We start from the raw sequence: 17590 nt of genomic DNA, 5'->3' as shown, positions 1-17590 counted from the left end.
CTTGATGAATGTTGTATCTTATTCTTTTGGGTGTATCGCTTGTTATTGTCTTACCCCTGCTTTACATCCAGAACCGCTTGGTAAATCAGATCATACAGATCTTCCAGATAGCTCTCCTCGATACAGGAAAATGCCACGCGCAGATCATACTCGCCCAATGCAATCGTACCGATCTCGTACTCACTCAGCAGGCGCTGGCGTACATCCTCAGCGGACACATCTTTTAGCTTGAGACACATAAAGTATCCAGAGTTAAACGGATAGTATTCCCACACATCGCCGTATTTGCCGCTATCGAGCAAATCTTTGACCTTGTTGGCGCGACCTTTCATGATGCGGAACTTTTCTTCTTTTTGCGCATCAAACTCCGGCGATTGCAATGCTTGCAGCACGAACGTTTGTGAAGGGTGCGCACCACTGGAAATTGTGGAACGGATAATACCCAGTGTTTTTTGCTCCAATACATTCAGCGCCACACTGCTTTGCGCGCCATATGTGATGAATCCGACGCGGAAGCCCCATACGTACTCTTCTTTGGTTGCGCCGTCGATCTTGATCGGCAACACGCGCGGATGCAAACCGGTCAGTGCGCCGAACAGCGATTCATGCATCGAATCTTCAAAGAACAATCCGAAGTACGCATCGTCTGTTACAACAACTACATTAATCCCTGCCAGTGCCGCCTCGTTAATCGCTGCTACGATGCGATGACCGTCTTCCACATCCGGCGTATAACCCGTCGGATTGTTCGGGAAATTCAGGATGACAATCGCTTTGCCTTTGTCTTTTTGCGAGAGCAGTGCTTCGCGTAGTCCGTCGCTGTTAAATTTCATATCTTCGGTAAACAGTGGATAATTGACGATCTCTGAACCACGACGTACGCCAAAGGTCAACTCGTAATTTTCCCAGTTTTTGTCTGGATAAATGATGGCATCGCCCACGTCGGCGAACAGATCAGCAACAATGCTCAAGCCGTGGGTCAGTGCATTGGTTGCCACCGGATTACCGAATGTTTTGTCGGCAAGAGACGGATTGTCCTTGATCATTTTCTCGCGCCATGCGGTGCGCAATTCCGGTTTACCAGCTGGCGGAGCATACGGGTACAGATCTTTTGGCTGAAAAGCGGATAAGGAGTCCTGAATGACCTTCAGATGCATCGGCTTGCCGTTTTCCGTTGCAATTCCGATGGTAGCATTGTATTTCTTCGCCTTGCTCGACGCTTCCGCCGATTGGCTCAATATGCCCTCCTTCGGAAAATACAGCTCTTTGCCGAGCGCGGACAGCATATCATAAATATACGGACTGTCCTCTTTCAAGTTGTCATTCAATTGTCCTGCCAATGGGTTCATCTTTTTCATCCTTCCGGGTCTGCTTAAATATTAACCAGGCGAAGAGTGTACAAAGTGTTCAGGAGCTTCCGCCTGATTTCGCTGTCTCATAGTATAGCACTGACGGTGCAAAGGTGTCACGGTGCAGACGGTGAATTTTGCGCTACGAGATGTGAAAAGGATGTGAATATGTGTTGGTGGTGGAATGTTATGCCTGTTCTGATGAGGAGCGGTGAGCAGGGCAGTACTTTTTCATCATGTCCAGCGTTGCTAGATCACCCGTAGAACCGCGCTGCTGCAAACCGTTGATCAATTGCTGACGTTCGTCACCTTTAATATTTTGTCCGAATTTGAATTTGGCACTCCACTCCTGCGGAACGATCTTGATAAGTGCGACACCTTTTAGACGTGGAATATACCGAGGATCGTCGGTGGTGATAGGATCATAGCCGCCTTCTGGCTGCAATTTACGCATGAAAATGCTCAATCCTTCCGCCTTCTCGTCCAGATCGGTTATGATTTCGGCATGTCCTCGTACCGTTACACTTTTAAAAAAAGACGTTGCCGGACACGCCATATCTGCATCTGTAAAATAGGAAGGGATCAGCGTATATTCATGTGCCGCTGAGAAGCTGACCCGATTATCATGCTGTAGCAACTTCATCTTTTCACCTACGCGGCTACCATGCACATAAAAGACACCATTGCCATACGCAAAGTTCAGCGGCACTACTCGTGGCCATCCATCCTCGCTCGGAATTCCCAGAAACCCAAAGCTAACCTCTTCCAAAAATTCTTCGATCTCCTGCTGTTCCTCTATCGAAAAGTCTTTTCTACGCATGTGTATTCTCTCCTTCTGTCTGCGGGCTTCACGGAAGTTCCTCGTCATGCCACTGGTTGACCAACTATGTAGTTTGAGATTATGCTAAAAAGTGACAGGTGAAAAGATCCAATAACCTAGAAAACGAGTAGTCCAATTTTAGTGAGTTAAAGTGCGAATAGGCAAGTAGACAAGTATTACATAGGTTCCCCATCATCATTTGTGACAGTGACAGTGACAGTGACAGTGACAGTGACAGTGACAGTGACAGTGACAGTGACAGTGACAGTGACAGTGACAGTGACAGTGACAGTGACAGTTGTTAGAGAATGGAGTGGAAAGGAGGATGAGACGATGGAGATTATGATTTCCTATCAGCGTCAATTGGAGCGACATGGGCATAAATATTTGGCATTGTATCATGCGCTGCGAGAAGCGATATTGAATGGAACGCTTGCACGCGGCAGTCGCTTGCCTTCTACGCGTAAGCTGGCGGAGCTATACGGTATTTCGCGTGGGAGTGCGGCGGAAGCGTATGATCTACTGCTGGCAGAAGGGTATGTGGAATCTGCTGTTGGACGCGGCACGTACGTCGCTGCTCAACTCGCAGAGTTGCCGAAGCTTCCTATCAATGACAAGTCTACGGATCAATCGGCCAACTATCGGTCCAACGAATACGAATCACAGCAACGTATCGACACACAGGCATTTCCACACAAGCCGTATGCTATCACCTCTGTCTCAGCGGACTTATCAGCTGTACCCACATTACCTGCAACCGATTCGTTAGCCCATCATCATTCTCTTGCCGACCACATCCAGTCAGCAGAATCAGCATCATCCATGCGTCCGCAACTATCACGCTGGGGACAACGTGTGCTGGATCTCGATAATCATGTTCAAGATAAAAATATCAACACCCAGCATTCCCTAGCTAATGCAGCTTCCTCTTCATTTAAGCAAGAAGGCGATTTGTCGCCCATTTCGTTTGCACCGCCCGATATTTTATTGTCTGGTAGCTCGTTATCGGCATGGAAAACGGCACTCGCGTCGGCAAGCCGGGATATGCAATCGCCCGATTTTGCTAGCAGCACAGGCATTGCTGGAGATGAACGTCTACGCGAGGCGATTTGTACCCATTTGGGACGGACAAGAGGGATTCAGGCACGACCAGAGCAGGTTGTGCTGTGTAGCGGTTCGATGGAAGTGATTGTATTGCTGTGTCAGCTACTCATCAACGAGCAGGATCATGTGGTGCTGGAAGACCCTTGTTACAATGGCATCGCTCGTGCGATTACAGCAAGTGGCGGTCAGATTATACCTGCGCCGCTGGATCGGCATGGAATACTCCCACAGGATTGGGCATCACAGCTATTATTTGTTACACCGGGACGCCAGTTTCCGACAGGCGTTATTTTACCGCTGGCACGCCGTCAGCAGCTGCTGCAATGGGCAGATCGTCATTCGGCGTGGATTGTGGAGGATGATTACGATAGCGAATTTCGCTGGGGCGGACGTCCAATTGAGCCGCTCAAGGCACTGGATACGTCAGAGTCGGTCATCTACGTCGGTTCCTTTTCAAAAAGTATGTTTTCTGGTCTGCGTATCGGTTATGCGGTCATGCCGCCCGGTCTATCATCCGCGCTCATCGCAGCCAAAAAGCTGTATGATCCACTGCCGTCCTCGCAATTGGAGCAGCGTGCGCTGGCACGCTTTATGATGCGTGGCGAATATATGCGACATCTGCGTCGCATGACTCGACTGTATCGCTCTCGGTTTGATGTAATGCAGCAGCACATGGACGATACATTACATGGTCTGTTTGACTGGATGCCGACCGATTCGGGATTGCACCGGTATGGCATATGGACGCAATCGGTAGAGCAATATGAATCCTTTCGGCGCGAAGCTAGTGAGTTGCAGGTGCAGTGGCGGGATGCGGCAGATTCAAGATTAACGCCGGGACCGCCTTCGGTTTGCTTCAGTTTTGCCCAGATGGATGAGTTTCAGATTGAAGAAGGAATCCGGCGTTTGCAGCTGGCATGGCAACGGGTGTTGCAGAATCAATGGTAGGATCGTACATGCTGTACAGTGCCTTTTTCCGGTAGCGATGCAGTGTAAACCATTGACGAATGCTTTCTTTTTGCGCAATATAAGCGCATAGCAACTTTTTTGCATCATCAGTGCTGTGCCGAGAATGAACAAGCTTATATGGCTGTATTGCGGCTATTGATAAATACACAATCATGAATTAAGGGGGGAAAGGGATGCTGGAATTATCGCCATCTTCTTACATATTAAAACCGGCTTTTGCCAAAATCTTCTGTGAACCGGAGTGGCGCTGGCCAAAGCGGGAAAAACCGATGCCGAACTATGATCTGTTCTACGTATGGAGCGGAGAAGGAGAATTGATTCTGAACGGAGAGCCGTATGCGATCAGCAAAGGCAGCTGTTTTCTGTTCCGTCCGGGTGACGAGACGACTGCCACTCATAATCCGCAAAAGCCGCTGGTGCTCACGTATATTCACTTTGACGTAGATCAGCCAGTGAGCCGAGTACCCGTACAATATCGCATGCTGGAAGAAACGATTGATTTTGAATATATGCTTGTTCGTTATGTACGTCTGCTGCTAGAGCAGGCATTTGCTGCGGAGGAGGAAGCGCGTCTGATTCTGAAACAGCTGATGATCCATCTGCTGCGTGAGGAACAGCGCAAGCCTGTACCGCGCAAGGTCAGCAATCAGTTGAACGAAACGATTCAGGAAGTGGCAAACTATATTCGTCAGCATCCAAGTCTGGCGCATCGCGTAGAAGATCTAGCTGCGCGTGCGGGGCTGTCGCCACGCTATTTTTCCATCAAATTCAAAGAACTGATCGGTGTGTCGGTACAATCGTACATCATTCGTATGCGGATCGAACGCGCTGAGCATCTGTTGGTATATACCGGCATGAATGTGACCGAAGTGGCAGATGCGCTAGGGTATCGTGATATTTTCTTTTTCAGTCGCCAATTCAAGCAATACACTGGCAAAAGCCCTTCCGAAATTCGCTGATGCACATGCGCTTACCCTTGTTGCCTGCTTGTTTCAGTGCTGACACGCAGGGGTAAGTAAAACTCATGTTCCATCGATTTGTAAAGGCTGTGTAAATCATATTACATCTCAGTATAGATGCAGCACTCCACTCACATACAGCTTTCTTACACATACAGTCATCAGGAAAGGAGGGCACAGTGATGCGTTTTAGACGACGTGGACGTATGAACAACGGCAATCAAGGAAACGGTAGAACAAGTTTCCGTAGCCGCCTGCGCCGCTTTGAGATCAGTATCCCTGAAGCGGAGGCTTGGTTCTGAGAACGTTTTATACTTAACGATATACAAGCGATTTCCCATATATAGCCTCACATTTCCGAGTGCAGCCTCCTACGGGAGGGCGGCATACAGAAACACGAAAAAAGCCTGGTCAGCGTATATGCTGTCCAGGCTTTATGTGTCGTTTACACAATGGATACTACGTGGCGGTCGTATGACGCCACGAATGACGTTCTGCTCGATTACTGCTTTTGCAATTCGGATTCCTTGATCCGCTGGTAAGGACGTGTTGCTTCTAGATCCACCAGCATCCCAAGCTTTTCGCCCATTTTGACGCGACTGCCTACGGTCAGTCGTTCATCTGGCGTAAAGGTACCTTTTTGCATTAATAACACAACCGTGGAGCCGAATTCAAAATAAGCTAGCTCCTCGCCCTTGTTCCAGCTCGTGCGCTGTTCATCGGCATACTTGATACTGCTCACATTCAGCGCGCCCACTTTCACGACAGCGACTTCGCCACATTGGTGCGCCATATACGTGATTTGGCGCTCATTGCGGCTAAGTACAGTACGCATATTGACCATACTTTTCTCGTTAACGGGATACACCTTACCTGCGATATGCTCGCGTTCGGTTTGTTTGCCAGTAACAGGAGCATGAATGCGATGATAGTCGCGCGGACTAAGGTACAGCACGAACATATAACCATCTCGATACGATTCCATACGCGGCGAATGATTTAACAGTTCTTCCAGCGTGTAATCCTGTCCTTTGACATTGGGAATCAACTCATTATTCAGCGGTCCCATTGCTGTGATCAGCGCATCCACTGGGCTGGTCAGCGACATGGAGTCAGCATCCACTGGTCGTGCACCGGGACGCAGACGCCGGGTGAAAAATTCGTTCAGTGTATGATAATCTTCCAGCTTTTTTTCTGCTTCTTCAGCCGGAATTCCGTACATTTGAATAAACTTCGGAATCATAGCGCGGCTGGCGCGCGATTGGGCAAAGCTGCCTGTTAGTCGGGATACCCATTTGCGAGAGGATAACTCGGTGAACAGACGAAACATGGTATTGGCCATGATAGGATTGAACCCCTTTCCAAAATAAGAACACCTAAACAGTAACCTATTTTTCTGAAACATGAATCATGTTCTTGGTGATACAATAGACGATCCTGCATGTTCGCCCGTTTGGTGTCGTTATATTGACATATATATACCGCAAAATCAATTGCAGAAGGAAATTATTACAGCATGGTAGCAAAAGAAGTAGAGGTGCATGATGCACATCAGCACTCAAAATGGCAGACTGCATGTTGGAAAAATGATAAAATAGAGAAAGGTCTAGATTCGCCTGTTTATGCAAAACAGGCGTGCCAAAAGATTATTGTATACCTTTTACATGCAAAAGTCACTTTATAATACAGCGACTATGAATAGAAACGACAGGGAATGGAGGCATCATTATGACGACGTTCGGCTTGATCCGGCATGGAAGTACAATCTGGAACAAAGAAGGCCGTGCACAAGGCAGTTCAGACATTCCTTTAAATGAAAATGGTTGGCAGCAGGCGCGTCTGCTTGGCGAGCGTATCGCTGGTGAACAGTGGGATCGCATCTATGCCAGCGACCTGATTCGCGCACAGCAGACGGCACAGGCGATTGCCGAAGCTGCCAAGCTGGACATCTCCTGTGATCCGCGTTTGCGTGAGCTGGACGGTGGATTGATCGAAGGAACGACTCAGGCGGAGCGCATTGAACGCTGGGGTGAGGATTGGAAGCAGCAAGACCTTGGGCTGGAAACACCAGAATCGGGCGCAGCACGCGGCATTAGCTGTCTGAGTGAGCTGGCGCAGCGCTATCCAAATGAACGTATTCTCATCGTTAGCCACGGTGTACTGCTGAACCATGTGCTGAATGCGATTTTGCAGCAGGAGCCGAAATGGCATGCGCTTGAGAATATGTCGATCACTGTTGTTCATTGCGATGATCCAAAGCAATGGGATTGCGAATTGTACAATTGTACCCGCCATCTGTTACCATATGAAACAAACTCGGCGGATTGACGGTCGGGCGAGGATATGGAAAGGGTGGTAGCAGTGGAGCCGAAGTGGCTGGAATGGGCAAAGCAGTTGCAGGCAATTAGTCAAGCGGGGCTAGAATATTCGCGCGATGTGTATGATATCGAGCGTTTCCAGCAATTGCGTGAGCTGAGTCTGGAGATTATGGAACAGTACACGGATGTGGACAAAGAGCAGATTCGTGGATTGTTTGCTAATGAGACTGGATACGCGACGCCCAAAGTGGATGTGCGCGGTGTCGTATTTCAGGATAACCGTATTTTGCTCATTCGCGAGAAAATCGATGGAGCCTGGGCACTGCCGGGCGGTTGGGCAGATATTGGATTGTCACCGAAGGAAATTGTCGTGAAGGAAATTGCTGAGGAATCTGGATATGAAGCAAGAGCCGTGCGCCTGCTTGGCGTGATCGACAAAAAATTCCACCAGCACCCGCCATCACCTTGGCATGTGTATAAAATGTTCATTCTGTGCGAGATTACCGGAGGCGAAGCAGCCGTTGATACGACGGAGACGATGGAGGTTGGCTTTTTTGCGGAAGATGAATTGCCACCGTTATCTGTAGAACGTAATACAGAAAAGCAGATCCGAACGCTGTTTGAACATCTGCGTCATCCCGATCTGCCTGTATTTTGCGATTAAGCTATTGCTGTGTTGTTATTTTGCACGAGGGTGGCTTTATATGAATCCTTGTAGCATCATTTATGAATATAGCAAGATCAGAAGCGATGAAAAGTCTAATCGGCAAGTAGTAGAGCGAGTAGGAGAATGTCTGCATAAAGTAACATGATCGTCTGTTCAAGATGATTCAAACGATAGTTTGTATCAAGGCTAGACGACTATCGCAATATCATATGATGTAAAAAACAATAGGATGCTTCGCTATGTTAATCATGGTACGGTATCCTATTGTTTTTGTGATGGAATCATCTTTTATTGAAGAATATAAATCAATACAGGTAGCACAATGATCGAGCTGAGTGTCGTCCATACAATACATCTGGACACCAGACGAGGCGCAGCACCAAACTGCTCTGCCAAAATGACCGCATTCACCGCTGTTGGCATGGAGGTCAAAATAAACAGTACATTGAACAAAATGCCGTCAATGCCAAGTAACCACAGCAGTAACCACGATAATAACGGAGCCGCTACAATGCGTAAGCTCAGACCTGCCCAGAATGCACGACGGGTTGGGGCAGCTGCTGCGGCAAGTTGCGCGGAATCATTACCGACAGGGACGTTCGAGATGCCGACATTCATCATTTGTGCACCCAGAACTGCCAGTGCTACTGGCGAATAAGCCGCTGCCAGCATGGCAAATCCTTCATCTAATGCAGTGGGTAAGGATACACCATTCATTCGCAAGACGCTCGCAATTATCGCTGCATAAATGGCAGGCAACCGAAAGACCGAATACACCGCATGACGAACCGAAAAGTGAGAACGAGCCGCGAAAAACACTCCAACTGTATTCACAATAATCATCTGCCCGATCACATACACCGAAGCTTTATCCAATCCCAATTGACCAAAAGCCAGCAACACTAACGGCAACCCATAATTGACACAATTCGTAAATGTCGAAATCATAGTTAATCCGGCTTGCTCCTGTGCATTCAGATGAAGCGCTCGACTCAATACAATCGCGATGAGCCATAAAATGATGAGACTGAGCAACGAAAAACTAATGGTATGCCCTACATCCCCCAGCGAAATATCCGCATGCAGTAAAGTGTTGAACACGATCGAAGGTGTTAATACATAGAGCGACAAGGTCGCGAGCGGCTTTGTATCCAGCCCTCGAAACCGCCGTAATAGCACACCACCGATCACCGGCAGAGAAATCGGCAAAAATACCTGATACATCGTAGACAGCAACTGAGTGAGCATAAAGCACATCCTTTCCGGTGAGGTGGATTTCATCGAATATCTTAGAACGTTTTTCACTTTACGCCTGAATAGTTGTAGGGTCAAATACTTGAATCCTATGTATTTATAGGTTTAAACTATTAATTGTATTTTTTTGATTGTTTATATTTATAACAAGTGGATAATGAGCGGTATTGAAGTATCATTCACCTTATAACTAACATAAGACTTGGAACATAATAGTTTCTTTTATTCATTTTTGCATAAATGAGATGAAAAAACCTGATTGTTCTACATGGCATAATCATATGCCTGCAACAATCAGGTTAGTTGGCAAATTAGATATCATAAAAACGAATAGATTCTATTTCAACTCAGAAAAAGCTTGTTTTAAAACATCGTATTATTATTCGCCGACTGCTCTGGCACCTGCTGAACTACATCCCAGTGTTCAACAATTTTGCCGTTGGCTACGCGGAAAATATCGATGACGGCAGAGCCGCGGTCTTGTTTGTTGGCTGTAGAATGAACATGGAGTGCTACAATGTCGCCTTCGGCAATGACACGTACAATTTTAGCCTGATTATCTGGGTTTTGCTTCAATATCGGGATAAAGGATTCCAGTGGTTTGCGTCCTGTTGGTACAGTAGGATTATGCTGGATGTAATCCTCAGCTACATATTTAGTGAGAGCATGAATGTCTCTTTTATTGAAAAAATCATTGTAGAATGTCGTTACCAGCTTCACATTGGCGGCAACCTGCTTGGTGCTGGTAGCTTTCACTTGTACAGGTGTGCCTGCCAGCGGGAACATAGTATTGTCATTGGCGGATTTTTCCGGTACGGATTGACCGACATCCCAATGCTCAACGACTTTATTGTTTTTGACGCGGAATATATCGACAACAGCCATGCCACGATCGGATTTGGTTGTTTTTGCTAAACTGTGTACAAGTACCAGATCACCTTGGGCAATGATGCGTTTGACCTCTACGTTGTAATCTGGATTTTGTTTAACGAATGGTTGGAAAAAGTCGACAAAGGCTTGGCGACCATTGGCAGCGAGCGGGTTATGCTGGATGTAATCGGTAGCAATATAGCGGCTAGCCTGATCAAGCTTATGTTCAGTAAAAATCGTTTTAAACATATTCAAAACAAGTTGTTTATTTTGTGTTAATTGTTTTTGTGCTTTTTGCTGTTGAGTTTGTGGAGCGGTAGAAGTAGCCGTTTTGGTTTTTACAGATACCGAGTTTACCGACTGACAACTGGTGCTATCTACAGCAGCAGCTCCAGCAGTACCAACGGTACTCAAGGTCAGAACAGAAGCGAGGGACATACTTAGCAAAACAGATGTTTTTCTTGGCATTCAGATCACTCCTTCAAAAGTATCGGTCAGCTGAAGCTGCCGGATTGCCTTGATTGTAACCTGTAACATTACATGTTTCAAGTTTACCGAGAAGGACCTTGTAAGCACTGGATGAAAGCATGTGTAAGCAAGTGTTTACCCTTTGATAATAGGATACAAGTGAGGATGAGTGTAATGCAGAATGGCTAAAAATCAGTATATTCGGCTAAAAATAAGCGAATAGTCCTGCATTTTCATCAAATCTTTAAAATAGTATTGCGTCCAATTTATAGTTATATTCATAGTGATGAAGAGTAAGATCAGTAAAATTCGAAGTGCTACGGGAATAAGCAGATTGAGATGTATAGAGTCTGGGTGAACGGCAAATATATGTGGGACTAGTTAAGAACGAAGAACGAAGAACGAAGAACGAAGAACGAAGAACGAATGGTGAATAGTGAATATGAGATAATGAGTAGATTAAGAATAACGATCGTAATATAAATACATAGCAAGAACGGCATTACTAGCTGCCATCTATGACCTACCCCAAAGGATATACGTATAAATAAAAGCCGTTCTGCTCAAAAGAGCAAAACGGCTTTTTCACAATACCATCAACCTATACCAAAAATATTCTTTATTCTTTCTTATCATGCAGCATAATTAACCAGCTCACCAGCTCACCAGCTCACCAGCTCACCAGCTCACCAGCTCACCAGCTCACCAGCTCACCAGCTCACCAGCTCACCAGCTCACCAGCTCACCAGCTCACGGATTGAGCGGGTTAAATGTGATTGGATACTCCTGCACACCGAACACAAAAGCACTCTGGATCGGCTTCAGCTGAGCATCATTTGCTAACTGGATATGTTCCATATGACGCAGCAGGGTTTGTAACACGACTCGACCTTCTAAACGGGCGAGTGGAGCGCCGAGGCAAAAATGGATACCAAAACCAAAGCCCATATGTTGATTCGGTTTGCGATTGGGGATAAATGCTTCTGCCTGTGAGAATTTGCGTTCATCGCGGTTGGCTGCACCGACCCAAGAGATGACCTGCTGTCCTGCCTGAATATGCTGACCTTGCAGCTCTACATCCTCATGCGCCACCCGACCAATTGCCACGATTGGTGGATAATACCGCAGCGTTTCTTCCACAGCCATCGGAATCCATTCGGGATTCTCGCGCAATTGCTGTTGCAGCTCAGGTTGCTCAGACAAAATACGAACCGCATTGGTAATCAGATTGGTCGTCGTTTCATTACCAGCTGATAGCAGCAGGATGCAGAATCGGATAATTTCCAGATCGCTTAATTGTTCTCCTTCAATATCTGCCTGAATGAGCAGAGAGATCAGATCGTTTTTCAGGTGCTCACGACGCTGATTAACAATTTCGCCAAAATACTGCTCTAGTTCATCGTGCGCACGTGTTTTTTCGTCCATCAATTCCTGAAACGCTTCTTCGCTGTCGTCACGCGCACCTTTGACAAGCAGATCGGACCAGTGCTTGAAGGCATCTCGATCTGTTGTAGGTACACCAATTAGTTCAGCAATGACGATTACAGGTAACGGTGTAGCCAGCTCATGAACCAGATTGATATGACCTTTTGTCAGATGGGGAGCCAGTAGATCGTCCGCGATATTTTGGATATGCGGAGCTAGCTGCTCAATTCGTTTCGGTGTAAATGCCTGATTGACCAGATCGCGAAGCTGTTTATGCTTCGGCGGGTCCATATACAACAGGCTTTGATTGCTACGATTGCGCTGAGATGAGAATAATTTTGGGTTTTTGAGTACATACTGTACATCTTCGTACCGGAATACATCCCAGCATTTCCGATTCTCATCATAGCGGACAGGGGTTTGCTCCATTAATTCATTATACGCATGAAATGGATACAATTGGTTCTCCGTTGTGTTCAATTCTCGCATCGGGATATAGTTGGCGTACTTGGTTTTTGTCTGACTCATACATATCCTCCTTCAAAGATGTTGAAATGGCGAATCGATGTCCTTGTACATACATAATCATTTTATATATATTTTTTTACATATAATCTGTCTCTATTATACCCTTTTACCTTTCTTTATACAAATTTTGTAACTTTTACAACGATTATTTCAAACTTTGCGTTGGGTTCTTTGCATATTCGTTCTGAAACAAAACGGTTGCGACGAGTATGATATTTGAGTATATTTATAATTATTTTTATTCATTAATATGAATATTTATTCTATGCGACATTCATTTTATATTGAAAGGTAGAAAGGGGACCAGAGTATGAATGACTTCAATAGAAGACTGGAGCAAAGCAGTTTGCGCACATGGGCGACGCTGCATACCTATACTTTGCAAGGGCTGGCGCTTCGGACGGCACAAGGCTATACCAAACGCTCTAATTCAGTCAGTGTACTGGATTATGATGGGGGTATTGTAGATATGGCAAATAGCATTATGCAATGTGAAGCCTATTATCGTGCAAAGCAGCTGCCAACGATTTTTAAACTAACCGAAGATACAGCATCTGCATCATTTGACCGGATATTGGAGCAAAAGCATTATGACAAACGCGATCTGTCGCTTGTGCAATGGCTTTCGCTGAATAGCAATACACCCGACTACTCTGTTGAACATGCGAGCATACCAAATTTTCCATATGATGGTGCTAACCAACTTACTATTTCTCATCACTATGCCGATCTGGATGTTGCTTCAATAACAGAATGGGTCAAGCTGGCAGATGTTATTGGTGAAATGTCGGAGCAAGCGCAGCAGATGATCCCGCAATTGCTGCAAGCCAGTCAATGTCCGTATAGGGGAATCATCGTTTATGTAGAAGACCAACCCGCAGCTTGTGCGCTTGCTGTATGCGATGAGGATTTTGTGGGTATATATGATGTGATGACGGGTGAGACATTTCGTCGTCAGGGGCTGGCGCGTTATGCTGTGAATGAATTGCTCAACTGGGGCAAGCAGATGGGGGCGCAATATGCGTATTTGCAGGTGGTTGCGGATAACAAACCTGCTTGCAGACTGTATGAGCAGCTTGGCTTCCAGCATGCGTATCGGTATTGGTACAGAGTAGAGAATACCTAACAATCTGATAAAAGCGTTATTTTGCTGCCATAGAAACGGGAATGATTGTTGTGCTATATTGCCATATAGGATGCTGCAATACCATACATACAAGTGATGGGGAAAACCAATCGGTTAGCCAACACGCATAAATCCCGCTATCCTTATGCGCCTTACAGAAGGCTATCCCAACATGGAGCAATACAAGCAAGCCACCCCCACATTGAAAAGAGAATGAAATAGCAGCTATCCGCCTGACCCAATATATTGTAGAGGAGTACATCATTATGGAACAGCAAACGCTTGTGATTCGTGAAGCACATCAGGAGGATATTCCGGTATTGACGATATTGATGGATCAACTCGGTTATCCGGTGTCGGAGGACGATTTGCGCAGACGGTTTACGGCATTGCAGGAGCATCAGGATTATCAGGCGTATGTCGCGGAAGCAGATGGCGAAGTGGTCGGTATGATTGGCTTGATTCATCAGATGCGTTTTGAACGGGATGGTACGCATGTCCGTGTTGGAGCGTTGGTAGTAGATGAAAAGGTTCGTGGTGGTGGCATCGGTCGTGCTCTGCTTCAGGCAGCAGAGGGCTGGGCAGGTACGATGGGTGCGCGGGCAATTACGCTGAATAGCGGCAATCGCGAAGAGCGAACAGGTGCGCATGATTTTTATCGTCATATGGGTTATACAGGAGGATCGACAGGGTTTGTAAAGCCATTGCAGTAAATTTGAAGATTGAGCAATTAAATATGATAGGGATGACAAAAAAGCTGCTTTTCTGGGATAAGAAAAAGCAGCTTTTTTGCATATTATATTGGTACAATAAGCAACCCAGCCGTCGGTATCATTTGCAACGAACAAGGGTAAGTAGAATCTACCCATAAGAACGTGCATGGTTATGAGGCGGGATGAACTTCATTGGTTGCAGCTTTTGGCTGACCATTACGGGATAGATTCGTCCACATACGCAGTAGCTTTTCCACCGGACCGTAGGAGTAGTGGCGCAAATACAACGGGCTTAGCAGCCATTGCAGCGCATAGATCCCTAATGCTACACAAGCACCTGCTGCCACTCCAAGCTGCCCGAACCAACCGAAGCCGTAGCCGTAAAATAGGGTGGTAGCGATTATGCTTTGTAGCAAATAGTTGCTTAGCGACAGCTTACCTACAGCGGCAAAGTGACTCATCCAGCGATGTTCGCTCACTTTGACATATAACCACGCAAAAGCAAACACATACCCCAGCGCGAGTACGGGACCGCCAATCAAAAGCGCCAGCGTTTCCCATTCCAGCACCGGCATGAACCATGGTAGTGTTTTGATCGCCAAACCAAGCGGGAGCAAAATTAGCATGCCGCGCAGATAAAAGAAGCGTTTGGTGCTCGCTTGCTCAAATACACCTTTTTTCGCCATATACATTCCTAGCCAGAACAGGGGAATATACAGCATAGATGATAGAGCAATCAGTAAAAACATCAGCAAAAAGCTAAACGGAGACGATCCAAGTGGTGTCACGGTATTACGATGCAGCAGAATATCCAGATAACTGCCCTGACTATACACAGACAGCATATTCAATGCGTACTGTTCCTCTGCCATACTGCTGCCGGAATCGGATACTAGTACGCTCGCCAATCCCATAAGCAGCAATACTCCAAATCCGATGGATGTCCATACTAGCAATGTAGCTGGACGACAACGAAGATACAGCAGCAATCCAAACCCAAACAGCCCGTAATACGTTAAAATATCGCCCTCCCAGATAAAAAAGGCGTGCGCCATTCCAATTAGCATCAACAGCAAAAAGCGTCTGCTCAGATGCGTATATGGTGACAATTGTCTTCGTTCCAAACTCTCCTTCATTTTCACAATGCCAAAGCCAAATAATAGCGCAAAAATCGGCATAAAGCTGCCGACAACAAATACCTCCAACAGTCCATTAACGACATAATCCAGAGTCGTAAGAGAAACAGCCTGTAGATCCATTAGTCCCCAACTGCCATATTGAAAAATCAGCATATTCGCCATAATAATACCGAGCAGTGAAAAGCCGCGCATCGCATCCACTAACTGTAAACGTGTTCCAGATGTGTTCATGATAAACCTCCATCTTATCGTTGTTGTAGGTGATATGTAGCTGTGATTTTTGTTTCTAGTTTGAACAGGGTTGTCTTCCTTACGTTCAGATAGAAAGGAGAATTAGCCGGACGTTATGTAGATGAACCTTCAGTATGACAAAAAAGGCTGCTATGTGTAGCTACGGGATACTACGACAGAAACGCGAGCTACGTTGCATTTATTTTCCATTTACATCCAGTCTGTGCTCAATGGCGGAGAGAATCCTTCTTATATTCAACAATGTTGTCTATCCTACAATACTGGCTTGTCATCCAACACGTTTATTGATAGCATGGGGATATTGAGCCTTCGCTCCGGCATGCTGCGGTGGTGCAGGCTTATTCTGGAGTAAAGAGGGAGAACCATGAACTGGATCAAGTCCAATTTTAGACTGTCCGATTTTATCGGCTGGTATGTCATTATGGCGATTTTGCTAGTCGTACTGGAGTTTCGCAACAACCCAGATACCGTAGGCTTTGGTAGTGTAGTGCTTACGCTGGTCATTGCGCTGATTCCGTCGGCGATTTTTAGTTTTTGTTTTCGGATGATTACCGGCTGGATCGTCAAGCTGAACAAATAGGTGGTGCGCTCATCACACAGGACAGCCAGCAGATGAACCAGACGACGTACCTGCCATTTCATTTGAATTGATGATAAAGGAGTCCTGACCTGATGATAAGCCATGCGATTGCACGCAGAATACGTGATTTGGAACAATATTCCCCAATGTTGACCGCGCCAGCCGATTTGGATGAATTTTGGAGTCGGACGTTGGAGAAGTTTCGTGATAAGCCGCTGAATGATCATGTGGAAGAACAACCGACACCGATGAAAGCGGTACAAGCATTCAAGGTGACATATGAAGGATTTGACGATACGCCATTGTCGGGCTGGTTTGTCCGTCCGGCTGGTCAAGAGCAGGAAGCGTTGCCGTGTATTGTGATGTATCACGGGTACACCGGCAGTAAAGGATACCCGGAGGAATATGCGCAGTGGGCGGCAATGGGCTATGCCGTATTTGCCATTGATGTGCGCGGACAAGGTGGCGAGACGGGTAATCGTATGCCATCGGAGTTCGGTATGAGTACAGGCTGGCTGACACAAGGGATTCTAGATAAGGAGCAGTTTTATTATCTGGCAATTACGATTGATGCGCTAAAAGCTGTGGAATGGGCAGCCGCACGTCATGATGTGGATGCTTCGCGTATTGCCGTGTATGGCGCGAGTCAAGGCGGTGGACTATCGCTGATTACGGCGGCGCTAAGTGATATTCCGGCAGTTGCGGTCGCTAATATTCCGAATATGTGTCATATGGATTTTGGCATTTTGAATTCGGAAAGCTCGTTGAAGGAAGCGGCACAGTTTGTCAGTCGTTACCCAGAGCATCTTGGTCAGGTGCTGCAAACGCTTAGCTACTTCGATATGCTTAATCTGGGCGACCGAGTGAAGATTCCATTGCTTGTATCCTGTGGGCTGAAGGATATGGTATGTTTGCCGGAAACGATCTTTGCAGCATATAATCGTATCCGCGCACCGAAGGACATTGCAGTGTATCCGTTTGACGGTCATTATGTTGGACCGCATCATACGCGACGTACGATGGAGTTTCTGCAGCAGCATTTTGGATAA

16 protein-coding genes are annotated in these 17590 nt (G+C 46.4%); 9 read left to right on the top strand and 7 right to left on the bottom strand.

Features of this window, described 5'->3' with window-relative positions:
• Positions 1-50 precede the first annotated feature (50 nt).
• Together ABXR35_RS16915 and ABXR35_RS16910 are read right to left on the bottom strand one after the other, a co-directional pair.
• Positions 51-1349, bottom strand: coding sequence for an aminotransferase class I/II-fold pyridoxal phosphate-dependent enzyme (locus ABXR35_RS16915; protein ID WP_367063067.1), 1299 nt, complete (start codon positions 1347-1349; stop codon positions 51-53).
• Between the two features lie 187 nt (positions 1350-1536).
• Entirely contained in the window at positions 1537-2169 is a 633-nt protein-coding gene (locus tag ABXR35_RS16910) for a pyridoxamine 5'-phosphate oxidase family protein (protein WP_367063065.1), read from the bottom strand.
• Between the two features lie 333 nt (positions 2170-2502).
• Between ABXR35_RS16910 and ABXR35_RS16905 the strand changes: the two genes are divergently transcribed.
• The gene (locus ABXR35_RS16905) at positions 2503-4221 is read left to right on the top strand and encodes an aminotransferase-like domain-containing protein (RefSeq protein WP_367063063.1); all 1719 of its coding nucleotides are present in this window, start codon (positions 2503-2505) and stop codon (positions 4219-4221) included.
• Positions 4222-4415: 194 nt separating this feature from the next.
• Positions 4416-5201 (top strand): helix-turn-helix domain-containing protein, encoded by a 786-nt coding sequence (locus tag ABXR35_RS16900; protein WP_367063061.1) that lies wholly within the window; start codon positions 4416-4418, stop codon positions 5199-5201.
• 502 nt (positions 5202-5703) lie between these two features.
• Here ABXR35_RS16900 and asd read toward each other — a convergent pair.
• Positions 5704-6543: an archaetidylserine decarboxylase gene (gene asd, locus ABXR35_RS16895; RefSeq protein WP_367063059.1), complete on the bottom strand. Its 840-nt coding sequence runs from the start codon at positions 6541-6543 to the stop codon at positions 5704-5706.
• A 174-nt stretch (positions 6544-6717) separates the two neighbouring features.
• On the opposite strand from asd, the gene ABXR35_RS16890 reads away from it, so the two are divergent.
• Genes ABXR35_RS16890 through ABXR35_RS16880 form a run of 3 tightly spaced genes read left to right on the top strand, consistent with a single transcriptional unit; the run spans position 6718 to position 8183 of the window.
• Positions 6718-6885 (top strand): hypothetical protein, encoded by a 168-nt coding sequence (locus ABXR35_RS16890; protein ID WP_367063057.1) that lies wholly within the window; start codon positions 6718-6720, stop codon positions 6883-6885.
• A 44-nt stretch (positions 6886-6929) separates the two neighbouring features.
• Positions 6930-7529, top strand: a complete 600-nt coding sequence (locus ABXR35_RS16885; RefSeq protein ID WP_367063055.1) for a histidine phosphatase family protein — start codon at positions 6930-6932, stop codon at positions 7527-7529.
• Positions 7530-7562: 33 nt separating this feature from the next.
• Entirely contained in the window at positions 7563-8183 is a 621-nt protein-coding gene (locus ABXR35_RS16880) for an NUDIX hydrolase (RefSeq protein ID WP_367063053.1), read from the top strand.
• Between the two features lie 291 nt (positions 8184-8474).
• Here the strand turns inward: ABXR35_RS16880 and ABXR35_RS16875 are convergent, their stop codons facing one another.
• From ABXR35_RS16875 to ABXR35_RS16865, 3 genes are all read right to left on the bottom strand, one after another.
• On the bottom strand, positions 8475-9434 hold the full coding sequence (locus tag ABXR35_RS16875; RefSeq protein ID WP_367063051.1) for an AEC family transporter: 960 nt from the start codon (positions 9432-9434) through the stop codon (positions 8475-8477).
• Positions 9435-9803: 369 nt separating this feature from the next.
• The gene (locus tag ABXR35_RS16870) at positions 9804-10778 is read right to left on the bottom strand and encodes a nuclear transport factor 2 family protein (RefSeq protein ID WP_367063049.1); all 975 of its coding nucleotides are present in this window, start codon (positions 10776-10778) and stop codon (positions 9804-9806) included.
• 750 nt (positions 10779-11528) lie between these two features.
• Positions 11529-12731: a cytochrome P450 gene (locus ABXR35_RS16865; RefSeq protein WP_367063047.1), complete on the bottom strand. Its 1203-nt coding sequence runs from the start codon at positions 12729-12731 to the stop codon at positions 11529-11531.
• 310 nt (positions 12732-13041) lie between these two features.
• Between ABXR35_RS16865 and ABXR35_RS16860 the strand changes: the two genes are divergently transcribed.
• Together ABXR35_RS16860 and ABXR35_RS16855 are read left to right on the top strand one after the other, a co-directional pair.
• The gene (locus ABXR35_RS16860) at positions 13042-13857 is read left to right on the top strand and encodes a GNAT family N-acetyltransferase (protein ID WP_367063045.1); all 816 of its coding nucleotides are present in this window, start codon (positions 13042-13044) and stop codon (positions 13855-13857) included.
• A gap of 266 nt (positions 13858-14123) precedes the next feature.
• On the top strand, positions 14124-14570 hold the full coding sequence (locus ABXR35_RS16855; protein WP_367063043.1) for a GNAT family N-acetyltransferase: 447 nt from the start codon (positions 14124-14126) through the stop codon (positions 14568-14570).
• A gap of 170 nt (positions 14571-14740) precedes the next feature.
• Here ABXR35_RS16855 and ABXR35_RS16850 read toward each other — a convergent pair whose 3' ends face one another.
• On the bottom strand, positions 14741-15940 hold the full coding sequence (locus ABXR35_RS16850) for a DUF418 domain-containing protein (RefSeq protein WP_367063041.1): 1200 nt from the start codon (positions 15938-15940) through the stop codon (positions 14741-14743).
• 385 nt (positions 15941-16325) lie between these two features.
• On the opposite strand from ABXR35_RS16850, the gene ABXR35_RS16845 reads away from it, so the two are divergent.
• Together ABXR35_RS16845 and ABXR35_RS16840 are read left to right on the top strand one after the other, a co-directional pair.
• Entirely contained in the window at positions 16326-16541 is a 216-nt protein-coding gene (locus ABXR35_RS16845; RefSeq protein ID WP_367063039.1) for a hypothetical protein, read from the top strand.
• A gap of 92 nt (positions 16542-16633) precedes the next feature.
• Entirely contained in the window at positions 16634-17590 is a 957-nt protein-coding gene (locus tag ABXR35_RS16840) for an acetylxylan esterase (protein ID WP_367063037.1), read from the top strand.

It is taken from the genome of Paenibacillus sp. JQZ6Y-1 (assembly GCF_040719145.1).
GTDB lineage: Bacteria > Bacillota > Bacilli > Paenibacillales > Paenibacillaceae > Saccharibacillus > Saccharibacillus kandeliae.
The sequence above is the reverse complement of the archived record's forward strand: the minus strand, read 5'-3'. Positions and strand labels throughout refer to the sequence as shown.

Coding starts and splice junctions, on each gene's coding strand:
- ABXR35_RS16915 (WP_367063067.1), bottom strand. CDS start 1,349: ATGAACCCATTGGCAGGACAATTGAATGACAACTTGAAAGAGGACAGT.
- ABXR35_RS16910 (WP_367063065.1), bottom strand. CDS start 2,169: ATGCGTAGAAAAGACTTTTCGATAGAGGAACAGCAGGAGATCGAAGAA.
- ABXR35_RS16905 (WP_367063063.1), top strand. CDS start 2,503: ATGGAGATTATGATTTCCTATCAGCGTCAATTGGAGCGACATGGGCAT.
- ABXR35_RS16900 (WP_367063061.1), top strand. CDS start 4,416: ATGCTGGAATTATCGCCATCTTCTTACATATTAAAACCGGCTTTTGCC.
- asd (WP_367063059.1), bottom strand. CDS start 6,543: ATGGCCAATACCATGTTTCGTCTGTTCACCGAGTTATCCTCTCGCAAA.
- ABXR35_RS16890 (WP_367063057.1), top strand. CDS start 6,718: ATGGTAGCAAAAGAAGTAGAGGTGCATGATGCACATCAGCACTCAAAA.
- ABXR35_RS16885 (WP_367063055.1), top strand. CDS start 6,930: ATGACGACGTTCGGCTTGATCCGGCATGGAAGTACAATCTGGAACAAA.
- ABXR35_RS16875 (WP_367063051.1), bottom strand. CDS start 9,434: ATGCTCACTCAGTTGCTGTCTACGATGTATCAGGTATTTTTGCCGATT.
- ABXR35_RS16870 (WP_367063049.1), bottom strand. CDS start 10,778: ATGCCAAGAAAAACATCTGTTTTGCTAAGTATGTCCCTCGCTTCTGTT.
- ABXR35_RS16865 (WP_367063047.1), bottom strand. CDS start 12,731: ATGAGTCAGACAAAAACCAAGTACGCCAACTATATCCCGATGCGAGAA.
- ABXR35_RS16860 (WP_367063045.1), top strand. CDS start 13,042: ATGAATGACTTCAATAGAAGACTGGAGCAAAGCAGTTTGCGCACATGG.
- ABXR35_RS16855 (WP_367063043.1), top strand. CDS start 14,124: ATGGAACAGCAAACGCTTGTGATTCGTGAAGCACATCAGGAGGATATT.
- ABXR35_RS16850 (WP_367063041.1), bottom strand. CDS start 15,940: ATGAACACATCTGGAACACGTTTACAGTTAGTGGATGCGATGCGCGGC.
- ABXR35_RS16845 (WP_367063039.1), top strand. CDS start 16,326: ATGAACTGGATCAAGTCCAATTTTAGACTGTCCGATTTTATCGGCTGG.
- ABXR35_RS16840 (WP_367063037.1), top strand. CDS start 16,634: ATGATAAGCCATGCGATTGCACGCAGAATACGTGATTTGGAACAATAT.